Below are 11,967 nucleotides of genomic sequence, written 5' to 3'. Positions count from 1 at the left end.
GGATGAAATTTGCTAAATATTTTAAAAAATTTTACGAATTTATTATCTGGTAAAAAAGGAAAAATAATGCAATACAGCATAGAAATTAACAAAAATACAGAAATATTTGATATAGACAAAGTCGCCAAACAAGCTGCCGGTGCTGTTTTAATGAGACAAGGCAAAAGCGTTGTTCTAGCTACAGTTGCAAGAGAAGAAAAACAAGTTGAAGAAGATTTTTTACCTCTAACCGTCCAATACATCGAAAAAGCTTATGCCGCAGGAAAAATCCCTGGTGGTTATGTCAAAAGAGAAACCAAACCAAGCGATGCAGAAACCTTAACAGCACGCATTATTGATAGAAGCTTACGCCCTCTTTTTCCAAAAGGCTATGCTTATCCGACTCAAATCGTTGTGATGGTTCTCTCAGCTGATCCTAAAGTAGATTTGCAAGTAATGAGCTTAAATGCCGCAAGCGTGGCACTTTATCTTAGTGATATACCTATGAAAGCTCCAGTATGTGGTGTGCGTATAGGAAAGATAGATGGAAATTTCATACTCAATCCAAACAATGAAGAACTTCAAAATAGCACCCTAGATCTCTATGTAGCAGGTGTAAAAGATGAGCTTTTGATGATAGAAATGAGAGCCTTACCTGATCAAAAAGAAAATGAAATCTTTATCGAAGCTCCTTATGCCGATGTTTTAACTCAAACCACTTCACAAAATATGAATGAACTTAGCGAAGATGAAATTTTAGAAGCTCTAAATTTAGCTCAAAAAGCTATATTAAATGGCTCAAATGCTTATGAAGAAGCCTTTAGCAAACACAAAAAAAATTCTCAAATCGAACTAAAAAATGAGATTGAACATCCTGAAATTTTAGCTTTTATAGAAAATAATTTCCAAAAACAAATCAAAGAAGCCATCAACCAAATGGCAAAAAGCGAAAGAGCGAGCGAATTAAATAAAATCGCTAAAGAAATTTTAAATCTTGAAATCGCTAAAGACTGGAGCGAAGAAAGTGTCTTAAATACCTTAGCTAAAGTCAAACGCAAACTTATTCGTGAGCAAATTTTAAATGAAGGCAAAAGAGCTGATGGTAGAAGTTTAAACGAGGTTCGTCCTATCAGTATAGAAACCAATATCTTGCCAAACGCTCACGGCTCTTGTCTTTTCACTCGTGGACAAACTCAAGCTCTAGTTGTTGTAACCTTAGGCGGAGAAAACGATGCTCAAATGATAGACTTGCTTACAGAAAAAAATCCTATAAGCGAACGCTTTATGGTAAATTATAATTTTCCAGGTTTTTCAGTAGGCGAGGCAAGTCCTATCAAAGCTCCAGGAAGAAGAGAGCTAGGACATGGAAATTTAGCCAAAAGAGCACTTTATCCAAGTGTGGATGAAAACTATCCTTATGTAATCCGCTTAGTCAGTGAAATTTTAGAAAGCAATGGCTCAAGTTCTATGGCAACGGTTTGTGGCGGATCTTTAGCCTTAAAAGCAGCAGGAGTGCCAAGCTTAAAACTTGTTGCAGGAGTAGCTATGGGGCTTATCTTTGAAGATAACAAGTATGCTGTTTTAACAGATATCATGGGACTTGAAGATCATGATGGGGATATGGATTTTAAAGTAGCCGGTAGCAAAGACGGCGTTACTGCTCTTCAAATGGATATAAAACTAGGCGGAATCGATCAAGAAACACTAAAACAAGCTTTATACCAAGCCAAAGAAGGAAGAATTCACATCCTAAATATTATGGAAGAAGCTGCGAAAGAAATCATAGTCAATGAAGAAGTTTTACCTAAACTTGAGCTTTTTAGCGTTGATCCTTCAAAAATCGTTGATATCATAGGACAAGCTGGAAAAACCATCAAAGAAATCATAGAAAAATTTGGCGTTTCTATAGACTTAGATCGCGAAAAAGGTGAAGTAAAAATAGCAGGTAGTCAAAACGAGCAAATCAAAGCCGCAAAAGACTACATCATAAACATCACAAGCTCTCAAAAAGGAACTAAAAAAGGCTCTAAAGACAAAGATATATCAGGCTTTGAACTTGGGCAAGAATTTCAAGGTATTGTTAAAAAAATCGCTCCTTTTGGAGCCTTTGTGGAACTTAAAAATGGTGTTGATGGTTTATTGCATAGTTCAAAAAGCAAGCATCTTAATTTAAGCGAAAACCAAAGCTTAAAAGTTAAAATTAGCGAAATTAAAAACGGAAAAATTTCTGTGGATTTGTGTGAGTGAGTGAATTTCTAACTCATCCTTTTGAACCTTTTTTTGACAAAGATTCTAAAATCTTAATTTTAGGATCTTTTCCTTCTATTAAATCAAGACAAGACGGCTTTTATTATCAACACCCAAGAAATCGTTTTTGGCCTATACTAGAAACACTTTTTGATGTAAAATTGGAAAATATCACAGAACAACAAGCCTTTTTAAGAAAAAAATATATCGCTCTTTGGGATGTACTTCAAAGTTGCAAGATAAAAAATTCAGATGATAAAACAATAAGTTATGCAAAAGTCAATGATTTAAACCTAATCCTTTCTCAAGCCAAAATCCAAGCCATTTTTACTACAGGACAAAGTGCTTATAGATTTTTTGTTAAATTCCACCCTCACTTAGAAGCCATAGCTCTACCCTCAACTTCTCCTGCAAATTTAAATTTTTCTTTTGAACAGCTTTTACAAAACTATGAAATAATCAAAAAATTTACAAAATAAAAGAATATTTTAATTTTTTAGATTTTAGAATAATTATAAAATTTTAAGGAGTTAAAAATGCCTTTTGTAAATATACGCATCACCAAAGAAAACGGAGAACCTACAACAGAACAAAAACAAGAGCTTATCGCGGGAGTAACGGATTTGCTTGCTAAGGTTTTAAACAAAAATAAAAGCTCGACTGTGGTAATTATCGATGAAATTGATACGGATAATTACGGACTAGGTGGAAAAAGCATTACCCAAGTAAGAAAAGAAAAAAGCTAGTTTACATCTAGCTTTTGTGTGTTATCCTTAAATTCAAATTCCACTCTCTTAGCTCCAAAACCTTTAGCAATAGCTTCTAAAGTATCCTTAGCACTTTTATGAATTTTGCTTTCTAAATTTTGGATAAGATTTAAAGACAAGTCTTTAACCTCATCTTTGGCCTCTTTTATGAGTTTGTTTTTATCACTTTCGCTAAAACTAATCCCTGTGCTATTGATAGAATCAGGCAGCAAAAAAGGTAAAAATTTAGCATTTTTTTCATCATAAAATTTCATATCTATGATGCTGTGTTTATATCTACACTCTGGCATGATGATCTTATAAGCATCGTCCCCTAAAGGCAAAATATCAAAGTTTTTATCCCTTAAATCATACAAGAAAGTGATCTCAAATTCAAAAATCAAAGCAATCTGTCTTTCACTCAAAGACCATCCTAAAAGATTTTTCCAAATTCCATTAAAAGCGCTATCTTTTTTAGTGACAATCTCTTTACTAAAAACTTGAAAAACACTTAATTCTCCTATGGATTTAAGCTGCATGATATCGCTAAAACTTTGCGTGCTTTTTTCTTCTATTTTAGGGCTTTTATACTGCCTAAAAAGCACTACAAACAAAAGCACAAGTAAAATCATCACTAAAACAAATAAAATCATTTCCATTTTAAACCTTTCTAAATTTATAAACCTTGATTCGAAAAGATATATTTTTTCTCAAACGCTAAGAAAATAAAAGCATTAATGATAAAAATCAAACACACAAAAGTAAAAACAAATTCCACGCTAAAATGAGAAGCCATAAACCCTCCACCAAAAGCACCGCAAAAATTTCCCAAAAATTGACAAGTTTGATTAAAACCAAAAATCACACTTAAATTTTTAGTACTCACACTTTTTTTAAGCAAGGCATTCACACAAGGCAAAAGCCCTCCAAGTCCTACACCTATAAGCAAACGCACGAAAATAAGCGTATAAACATTACTTGCTACAGCCTGCAAGTAAAAGCAAATTCCACAAAATATCAAAGCTCCAAAAATAATCTTACTAGGCCCTATCTTATCGGCGATTTTTCCAAGTTTTGGCGCGAAAAAAAGATTACTAATCCCACTTGCAGCCACTACTATACCCGCCCAAAGAGCCAAATTTCCACCTTGATGAATTTGCTCAACATAAATACTTAAAATCGGCATCACTCCAAAAGTACCAAATTGTATCACAAAAGTAGTGATAAAAAGAACGATGATAAGGGTTATGTTTTCTTTCACTTTTTGAGTATTTTTCTTCGCCTCTTTTTGAATTTTTCTCTCATGGATGAAAAAATAAATCGTCACAAAAGAACAAGCGATCAAAAAAGCCACCACATCAAAAACCGCACTAATGCTAAAAAATTCAGCCACAAAGCCACCAAACAAAGGCCCAAGCAAACTTCCACTTATAGAAGCCGTAGAAAGAGTTCCTAAAGCATAAGCCACTTTTTCTTTAGGCGCTATCACAGCGATAAACACAACAGCAGCAGAAGTAAAACCCGAAATTATCCCTGTTAAACCCCGCACAAAAACTACTTCTAAAGCACTATGAGCAAAGCTAAGCCATAAGGTTAAAACCGACATTCCAAAACTTGCACGAAGAAGCATATTTTTATAACCATACTTTGCACCCAAAAAAGCCCACAAAGGTGAAAAAACAGCCATAAAAAGGGGAGTGATCCCAAAAGCAAGCCCTGAGTAAAACGCTATCTCGCTTGTATCAACATGTCCTAGTTCTTTGATATAAAAAGGCAAAATCGGAGCGATTTGACTAAGCCCCATACTTGTGGTAAAAACACCAAACCAACACACAAGCAAAGTTCTATTGAAATTTTCCATGGATTTATTGTATGATATTTTTTATAATTTTTAATTAAACCTCAAGGATAAAAATGAAAAAAATACTCTTTATATGCTTAGGCAATATATGCCGTTCACCTATGGCAGAATTTATCATGAAAGATCTTGTCAAAAAGGCAAATTTGGAAAAAGAATTTCTTATAAGTAGTGCAGGAACCTCAGGAGAACACGATGGAGAAGGTATGCATTATGGCACCAAAAACAAACTTGCCCAACTTAACATAGAACACAAAAACTTCACAAGCAAAAAACTCACTCAAAAGCTTTGCGATGAAAGTGATTTTTTAATCACCATGGACAATTCTAACTTCAAAAATGTTTTAAAAAACTTCACCAACACCCAAAACAAAGTTTTAAAAATCACTGATTTTAGTCCTAGTCTAAACTACGATGAAGTCCCTGATCCTTGGTATAGTGGGAATTTTGATGAAACTTATAAAATTTTATCCCTAGCTTGTAAAAATTTACTTATTTTTTTATCAAAATAATTTAAAACAACTATATATTACTTCTCGTTTACTTTTTAGGCTTATACTTCTAAACGAACCGAAAAACATTCATAAGAAAAACTCCTTAAAATTACACGCCTAGCTTAAATCCCTTTAGCTAGGCTTTTCTTTGAGATGTTTTTATCCTTCGGATTTAAAATTTTTACTATTTTAAGTGACTCTTAAGAAAAAACTCCAAATTTATGTGCTACAATTACGATGTTTTATTAATTTTTAACAAGGAGAATTCTCATGAAACTAGTTAAACTTAGTTTAGTTGCAGCTCTTGCTGCAGGTGCTTTTTCAGCAGCTAACGCTACTCCACTTGAAGAAGCGATCAAAGATGTTGATGTATCAGGTGTACTAAGATACAGATACGATACAGGTAATTTTGATAAAAATTTCCTTAACAACTCAAATTTAAATAACAGCAAACAAGATCACAAATATAGAGCGCAAGTTAACTTCAGTGCTGCTATAGCTGATAACTTCAAAGCTTTCATTCAGTTCGACTACAACGCTGTTGATGGTGGCACTGGTGTTAATAACGTAACAAATGCCGAAAAAGGACTTTTTGTTCGTCAATTATATTTAACTTATACAAATGAAGATGTTGCTACAAGCGTAATCGCTGGTAAACAACAATTAAACCTTATCTGGACAGATAACGCTATTGATGGTTTAGTTGGAACAGGTGTTAAAGTAGTAAATAACAGCATCGATGGTTTAACTCTAGCTGCTTTTGCTGTAGATAGCTTCATGGCTGCAGAGCAAGGTGCGGATTTATTAGGACATAGCAATATTTCAACAACAAATACAAATCAAGCTCCTTTTAAAGTAGATTCAGTAGGAAATCTTTACGGTGCTGCAGCTGTAGGTTCTTATGATCTTGCTGGTGGACAATTCAACCCACAATTATGGTTAGCTTATTGGGATCAAGTAGCATTCTTCTATGCTGTAGATGCAGCTTATAGTACAACTATCTTTGATGGAATCAATTGGACAATTGAAGGTGCTTACTTAGGAAATAGTATTGACAGCGAACTTGATGATGCCACACATACTAATGGTAATTTCTTTGCATTAAAAGGTGGTATTGAAGTAAATGGTTGGGATGCTAGCCTTGGTGGTTTATACTACGGTGACAAAGAAAAAGCTTCTACTGTTATAATTGATGATCAAGGTAATCTTAGCTCTTTACTTGCAGGTGAGGAAATTTTCTATACTACTGGTTCAAGACTAAATGGTGACACTGGTAGAAATATCTTCGGTTATGTAACTGGTGGATATACTTTCAACGAAACAGTTCGCGTTGGTGCTGATTTTATATACGGTGGAACAAAAACAGAAGCTGCTAATCATTTAGGTGGTGGTAAAAAACTTGAAGCTGTTGCAAGAGTAGATTACAAATACTCTCCAAAACTTAACTTCTCAGCATTCTATTCTTATGTGAACCTAGATCAAGGTGCAAACACTAATGAAAGTGCTGATCATAGCACTGTAAGACTTCAAGCTCTTTACAAATTCTAAGAAGCTTTCAAGTCTAACTTCAAGGCGGGGTTTTGCTCCGCCTTTTTTTACGCCTGATTTTTAAAACTTAAATTTATATAAAAAATTTTCCCAAGCTAAAAAGCTTTAGGAAAATTAAGACTTAAACCAATTAGCGATTTTTTCAAAAAGCCCTTTTTGCTCTTGATGCATACCATCTTTGATACCAAAACTTTCACTTAGTTTTTCTAAAAGTTCTTTTTGTTCATCGTTTAAAGAAGTTGGAAATTTGATAGAAATTTGAACGATTTGATTTCCTATGCGAGAACTATGAACATCTTTTACCCCTTCTTTTTCAAGAACAAATCTTTGTCCATCTTTAGCACCCTTTGGTAAATTTAAAGTCGCTTCACCGCGTATGGTAGGGACTTTTATACTTTGTCCTAAGATAGCCTGGGTAAAAAACACTGGAAATTCTATATATATATCATCATCATCTCTGATAAAAGTATCGTCTTCAGCAGCGATGATCTTAACATACATATCCCCTCTAGTGCCATTTTTTAAGATATTGCCTTTAGCATTGACACGAAGTTTCATACCTGTATCCACACCTTCTGGGATATTAAGCTCGACACTATCTTTGCTTTCATTATAACCCAAACCTTTACAATCGCTACATTTTTCACTAGCCTTTTCTCCACTTCCTTGACAATCAGGACAAGTTTGTGCAAAAGTGATAAAACCTTGAGAAACCCCAACTTGTCCTCTACCTTGACACTTTGGACAAGTTTGAAGTTTTCCATCTTTAGCCCCTGTTCCATTACAAGTTTTGCAAGAACATTTATAAGTAAAGTCTATATTTTTCTTACAACCAAAAACCGCTTCTTTAAAACTTAATTTTAAATTAACGATAAAATCGGAAGGGATTTTCTCATCATTTGAACTTTTTCTACGACGCGATGATGAGCCAAAGCCTTCTCCAAAAAAACTAGAAAATATATCTCCTAAATCCTCAAAACCACCAAAACCTGAGCTACTAGAACCAAATCCACCGCCTTTTAAAGCATCTTTTCCGTATCTATCATAAATAGCACGCTTTTCATCATTGCTTAAAACTTCATAGGCTTCATTAACAAGCTTGAATTTATCTTCTGCTTCTTTATCGCCTTGGTTTCTATCGGGATGGTATTTTAAAGCCATTTTTCTATAGGCTTTTTTTATGGTTTCTTTATCAGCACTTTGCGTGATTTCAAGAATTTCATAATAACTTATTTCCACATTATTCCTTTAAAAAATTTAAAATTTTGCTAGAATTTTAATCTTAAAAATTCAAAAATCTAATTTTAGCAAAAATAAAATCAATAATTTATCAAATTTTAAATAAAATTATGTAAAGATTATAAATCTTAGATAAAATTTAAAGGATACCAAAATGATTAATGTGTTGATGATAGAAGATGATCCTGATTTTGCGCAATTATTATCTGAGTATTTAGCGCAATTTAATATTAAAATCACAAATTTTGAAAATCCTAAAAGTGCTTTAAATGTAGGCGTTCAAGGCTATGATTGTCTAATCTTGGATTTAACTTTACCAGGAATTGATGGTCTTGAAGTTTGTAGAGAAATCAGACAAAAAAGCAACATTCCTATTATTATCTCATCAGCTAGAGGTGATTTAAGCGATAAAGTTGTGGGGCTTCAAATCGGCGCTGATGATTATCTACCAAAGCCTTACGATCCAAAAGAAATGTATGCAAGGATTATGAGTCTTATTCGTCGCACAAAAAGAGTTGAACACACTAATAATGAAAATATTAATTCTGCTTTCAAAATCGATGAAAGAAGACATGAGATCACCTATGAAGATAAGGTTTTAACACTTACTCCTGCTGAATTTGAAATTTTAGAATACCTTATCCAACAACACGGATACAGCGTTTCAAGAGAACAGCTTGTAAGTCGCTGTAAAAATCTAAAAGATAAAGATTCTAAAAGCCTTGATGTTATCATCGGTCGCTTAAGAGTAAAAATAGGAGATAGTTCAAAATCTCCAAAACATATTTTTTCTGTTAGAGGTATAGGATATAAACTGATAGGATGACAAAAAATTATTCTATTTATACCAAACTGATTATTTTATTTGTTGTTACTTTTTTCTTGGTTTGTGTGCTTTTTATCGTTCTTTTAAAAATAGAAGGAAATGCCTATAATGAAGAAGAAAGTTTAAAACAAGAAAATCTTATAAAAAATTTACTCATCTCCTATGAAAACACTTCAGGTGTTGAAATAGGAGCTTATCTTGGAAACAGCGGTTTTAACGCTATACAAAATCCCCATCTTGTAAAAGCTATAAGAAATAATGGACAATCACTTTTTAAAGCAGGTGGAGAGCTTTGTACTCTTTCTTCTTTAAAATATCATAGCAATCTTTATTTTGATGTTCAATGTAAAGATTTTGATGGCTTATATGAAGAAAATACTAGTGATAGGGTTTATAATCTTTTATTGATAGGATTTTTCTCTTTTTCTTTGCTGGTTGTTTTTATGTATTTTTCGGTATTAAGATCTTTAGAACCTTTAAAAAAATTAAGAAGACAAGTTGCCGAAGTTGCAAACGGGGAACAACCTGATTTTTTAGACTATCAAGAAGATGAAGTAGGTAAGATCGCCTTTGAATTTCAAAAAGCTTTCAAGAAAAACCAAGAATTAATCCAATCAAGACAACTTTTCCTAAGAACAATCATGCATGAGTTAAAAACCCCTATAGGAAAAGGGAGAATCATTTCTGAAATGATCAAAGAAGACAGACAAAAAGAAAGACTTATCGCTATATTTTTACGCATGGATTCTTTGATCAATGAATTTGCCAAAATCGAAAATTTATTTTCAAAAAACTACAACTTACACTTTAAACCTAGTCGTTTTAGCGCTATACTTGAAGAAGCTAAAGAACACCTTATGAGAGATGATTTTAATAAAGTTGTAAAAGTCGATATAAGATATGATGCTTTAATCAATGTTGATATAGAAATTTTCTCTGTAATTTTAAAAAATCTTATCGATAATGCCTTAAAATACTCAAACAATGGCACTTGTGAGCTTTTTTGTTGTAAAGAATGTTTTACCATTAAAAATCCAGGCAAACCTTTAGCAGAGCCTATAGAACATTATCTTGAAGCTTTCACAAGAGAAAAACACAATCAGGTCAAAGGTATGGGGCTAGGACTTTATATAGTTTCAGAGGTATGTAAACTGCATAATTTTGATTTGATTTATTTTTATGATGATGGAAAGCATTGCTTTAAAATTTTCTTTGGAGATAAAGAAAAATAATGGCAAAAGGCCTAGAAAAATTCAATGAACTTGTTGAAAGTTTTGCAAATTTACCTACCATAGGGAAAAAAACCGCTATAAGGCTTGCTTATCACCTTTGCATAAATAATCAAATCGATGGTATGAAACTCGCACACAATATAGAAAATGCTATCCGCTTTATAAAACCTTGTGAGCAATGCGGTGCTTTAAGTGAAAATGAGCTTTGTGAAATTTGTAGCGATGAAGAAAGAAATAAAAACATTTTATGTATAGTTGAAAGTCCAAAAGATATACTAACGCTCGAAGAGAGTCAAAGTTACAATGGGCTATATTTTGTTTTAGATGAGTTAAATGAAGAAAAACTTGAAAAACTAAAGCAAATCATACTTAAGCTAAATATCTCTGAGCTCATTTTTGCATTGACACATAGTATTAATTCTGATGCAACTATCTTTTTTATAGAAGATAAATTTAAAGGCTTAAACCTAACTTTTAGTAAAATCGCCCAAGGAATTCCAAGTGGTGTGAATTTAGAAAATGTGGATTTAATCTCTTTAAATAAAGCTATGAATTTTAGAACAAAAATTTAGTAATTTTTATAAGAAATATCGGCTAATTCTTGCAAAGAAAAATCCGCAATCTTTTCATAAGTAAAACCTTCCTTACTTAAAAAATCAAGTAAAGTTTTTTCCATGATTTTAGCCCCTTGTATAAGCTCATCTGAGAGCTTAAAACTCATCGCTTCAATACGCTTTGGCACACAAGCTAAAATATGTGTTTTAGGCAAATCTCCTGCAAGTTCCATGTATTGTAAGGTTTGAAGCATTTCTATTTCATGAACACTTCCACTCCAGCTGATTTTATTAGGCATAGCATCATAAGGAAAGAAAAATACATCTCCTATACTCGCATCTTGCGCTTCTATACAGTCTAAAACGATAAGCCTATCGTACCTAGCGATGATATAGCTAAGCTGCAAAGCCAAAGTTCCACCATCAACAAAATCTAAGGTAAATTCAGGATGAGTGAATTTGTAGTTTTTTTCAAGTTGTTTGCAAAGATGAACGCCTAAGCCTTCATCTGCAAACATGATATTGCCTATTCCAAGGACTAAGAATTTCAATGCTTTTCTTCTTTTACATATTTATATCCGCTAATAATAGCATCCATAGCACCATCTTTACCTTTTACTGCGTTAAAAATCGCCATGTAAATATGTACTGGTACAAAAATCATAATCACCCACATCAAAATTCTATGATAAGTTCTTACATCAGCCAAGCCACCCATTGCAGCTTCAAGCGGTCTTAAAATATGATATAAAAGCCCACCTAAGCCTTCATGGTAAGTATGAGTATAAAGAATAAGCCCTGTAAGAATGATACCTAACATCACAAGATAAAAGAAAAAATAAGTTATAAATTGCAAAGGATTATAAACCCCTTTTAAATGCGGATGTTTTCCTAAGAAAATGTAAAATTTTACTTGTTCTATCCATAATTTGATATTAAAAATATCCCATACACTTCTGCGTTCTTTTGCACTTACCTTATCGCAGAAAAACAAATATACTTTAAAAATAATACAAGCGATTAAAACAAAACCCACCGCTTGATGCACTAAACGGTATTTTGCTTGCATAAAATTTACAGGTTCGCCGTTGCTAATAGGACTTTGAAACACATAAGAAAGATAATATCCTGTGCCAATAAGAATCACTATAGCAATAGCTCTTACCCAGTGCGTTAAACGCAAACCTATGCTAAATTCATATTCAGCTTTTCTTTGCAATTTTTCTTCTTTGTTTTGCATGAAA

13 protein-coding genes are annotated in these 11,967 nt (G+C 33.0%); 8 read left to right on the top strand and 5 right to left on the bottom strand.

From position 1 onward, the window contains the following. The first annotated feature begins 66 nt into the window (after nucleotides 1–66). Genes ELQ04_RS00325 through ELQ04_RS00315 form a run of 3 tightly spaced genes read left to right on the top strand, consistent with a single transcriptional unit; the run spans nucleotide 67 to nucleotide 2,972 of the window. Entirely contained in the window at nucleotides 67–2,226 is a 2,160-nt protein-coding gene (locus ELQ04_RS00325; protein WP_044778060.1) for a polyribonucleotide nucleotidyltransferase, read from the top strand. Then, nucleotides 2,223–2,705 carry a DNA-deoxyinosine glycosylase gene (locus ELQ04_RS00320; RefSeq protein WP_044778039.1) on the top strand — a complete coding sequence of 161 codons (483 nt, stop codon included), beginning with the start codon at nucleotides 2,223–2,225 and terminating at the stop codon, nucleotides 2,703–2,705. The genes ELQ04_RS00325 and ELQ04_RS00320 overlap by 4 nt, the downstream gene beginning before the upstream one ends. A 57-nt stretch (nucleotides 2,706–2,762) precedes the next feature. Beyond that, on the top strand, nucleotides 2,763–2,972 hold the full coding sequence (locus ELQ04_RS00315) for a 4-oxalocrotonate tautomerase family protein (protein WP_002856364.1): 210 nt from the start codon (nucleotides 2,763–2,765) through the stop codon (nucleotides 2,970–2,972). Here ELQ04_RS00315 and ELQ04_RS00310 read toward each other — a convergent pair. Both ELQ04_RS00310 and ELQ04_RS00305 read right to left on the bottom strand, forming a co-directional pair. After that, entirely contained in the window at nucleotides 2,969–3,631 is a 663-nt protein-coding gene (locus tag ELQ04_RS00310; RefSeq protein WP_002853958.1) for a DUF4230 domain-containing protein, read from the bottom strand. The genes ELQ04_RS00315 and ELQ04_RS00310 overlap by 4 nt on opposite strands. A gap of 17 nt (nucleotides 3,632–3,648) precedes the next feature. After that, nucleotides 3,649–4,833: an MFS transporter gene (locus ELQ04_RS00305; RefSeq protein ID WP_044778040.1), complete on the bottom strand. Its 1,185-nt coding sequence runs from the start codon at nucleotides 4,831–4,833 to the stop codon at nucleotides 3,649–3,651. A 53-nt stretch (nucleotides 4,834–4,886) separates the two neighbouring features. Here ELQ04_RS00305 and ELQ04_RS00300 point away from each other — a divergent pair, with 53 nt between their 5' ends. Further along, entirely contained in the window at nucleotides 4,887–5,342 is a 456-nt protein-coding gene (locus ELQ04_RS00300) for a low molecular weight protein-tyrosine-phosphatase (protein WP_044778041.1), read from the top strand. 252 nt (nucleotides 5,343–5,594) lie between these two features. After that, complete coding sequence (locus ELQ04_RS00295; RefSeq protein ID WP_134224408.1) at nucleotides 5,595–6,872, top strand: major outer membrane protein; 1,278 nt, start codon at nucleotides 5,595–5,597, stop codon at nucleotides 6,870–6,872. Between the two features lie 114 nt (nucleotides 6,873–6,986). Here the strand turns inward: ELQ04_RS00295 and dnaJ are convergent, their stop codons facing one another. After that, on the bottom strand, nucleotides 6,987–8,111 hold the full coding sequence (gene dnaJ, locus ELQ04_RS00290) for a molecular chaperone DnaJ (protein WP_002937746.1): 1,125 nt from the start codon (nucleotides 8,109–8,111) through the stop codon (nucleotides 6,987–6,989). 154 nt (nucleotides 8,112–8,265) lie between these two features. Here dnaJ and ELQ04_RS00285 point away from each other — a divergent pair, with 154 nt between their 5' ends. The 3 genes from ELQ04_RS00285 to recR are packed head-to-tail and all read left to right on the top strand — an operon-like array spanning nucleotide 8,266 to nucleotide 10,741. Continuing rightward, complete coding sequence (locus ELQ04_RS00285) at nucleotides 8,266–8,937, top strand: response regulator transcription factor (RefSeq protein ID WP_002876772.1); 672 nt, start codon at nucleotides 8,266–8,268, stop codon at nucleotides 8,935–8,937. Continuing rightward, entirely contained in the window at nucleotides 8,934–10,169 is a 1,236-nt protein-coding gene (locus ELQ04_RS00280) for an ArsS family sensor histidine kinase (protein ID WP_044778043.1), read from the top strand. The genes ELQ04_RS00285 and ELQ04_RS00280 overlap by 4 nt, the downstream gene beginning before the upstream one ends. Continuing rightward, complete coding sequence (recR, locus tag ELQ04_RS00275) at nucleotides 10,169–10,741, top strand: recombination mediator RecR (protein ID WP_002894902.1); 573 nt, start codon at nucleotides 10,169–10,171, stop codon at nucleotides 10,739–10,741. Before ELQ04_RS00280 ends, recR begins: the two co-directional genes overlap by 1 nt. Here recR and ELQ04_RS00270 read toward each other — a convergent pair. Together ELQ04_RS00270 and cybH are read right to left on the bottom strand one after the other, a co-directional pair. Beyond that, nucleotides 10,738–11,274: a HyaD/HybD family hydrogenase maturation endopeptidase gene (locus tag ELQ04_RS00270; protein ID WP_044778045.1), complete on the bottom strand. Its 537-nt coding sequence runs from the start codon at nucleotides 11,272–11,274 to the stop codon at nucleotides 10,738–10,740. The two genes, recR and ELQ04_RS00270, sit on opposite strands and share 4 nt — an antisense overlap. Beyond that, the gene (gene cybH, locus ELQ04_RS00265) at nucleotides 11,271–11,963 is read right to left on the bottom strand and encodes a Ni/Fe-hydrogenase, b-type cytochrome subunit (RefSeq protein ID WP_002937743.1); all 693 of its coding nucleotides are present in this window, start codon (nucleotides 11,961–11,963) and stop codon (nucleotides 11,271–11,273) included. Before cybH ends, ELQ04_RS00270 begins: the two co-directional genes overlap by 4 nt. Nucleotides 11,964–11,967: the final 4 nt, after the last annotated feature.

Source organism: Campylobacter sp. CH278, assembly GCF_004378845.1.
GTDB lineage: Bacteria > Campylobacterota > Campylobacteria > Campylobacterales > Campylobacteraceae > Campylobacter_D > Campylobacter_D jejuni.
The sequence above is the reverse complement of the archived record's forward strand: the minus strand, read 5'-3'. Positions and strand labels throughout refer to the sequence as shown.

Excerpts from the sequence above, each read along its gene's own strand:
- ELQ04_RS00325 (WP_044778060.1), top strand. The coding sequence starts at position 67 with ATGCAATACAGCATAGAAATTAACAAAAATACAGAAATATTTGATATA.
- ELQ04_RS00315 (WP_002856364.1), top strand. The coding sequence starts at position 2,763 with ATGCCTTTTGTAAATATACGCATCACCAAAGAAAACGGAGAACCTACA.
- ELQ04_RS00310 (WP_002853958.1), bottom strand. The coding sequence starts at position 3,631 with ATGGAAATGATTTTATTTGTTTTAGTGATGATTTTACTTGTGCTTTTG.
- ELQ04_RS00305 (WP_044778040.1), bottom strand. The coding sequence starts at position 4,833 with ATGGAAAATTTCAATAGAACTTTGCTTGTGTGTTGGTTTGGTGTTTTT.
- ELQ04_RS00300 (WP_044778041.1), top strand. The coding sequence starts at position 4,887 with ATGAAAAAAATACTCTTTATATGCTTAGGCAATATATGCCGTTCACCT.
- ELQ04_RS00295 (WP_134224408.1), top strand. The coding sequence starts at position 5,595 with ATGAAACTAGTTAAACTTAGTTTAGTTGCAGCTCTTGCTGCAGGTGCT.
- ELQ04_RS00285 (WP_002876772.1), top strand. The coding sequence starts at position 8,266 with ATGATTAATGTGTTGATGATAGAAGATGATCCTGATTTTGCGCAATTA.
- ELQ04_RS00280 (WP_044778043.1), top strand. The coding sequence starts at position 8,934 with ATGACAAAAAATTATTCTATTTATACCAAACTGATTATTTTATTTGTT.
- recR (WP_002894902.1), top strand. The coding sequence starts at position 10,169 with ATGGCAAAAGGCCTAGAAAAATTCAATGAACTTGTTGAAAGTTTTGCA.
- cybH (WP_002937743.1), bottom strand. The coding sequence starts at position 11,963 with ATGCAAAACAAAGAAGAAAAATTGCAAAGAAAAGCTGAATATGAATTT.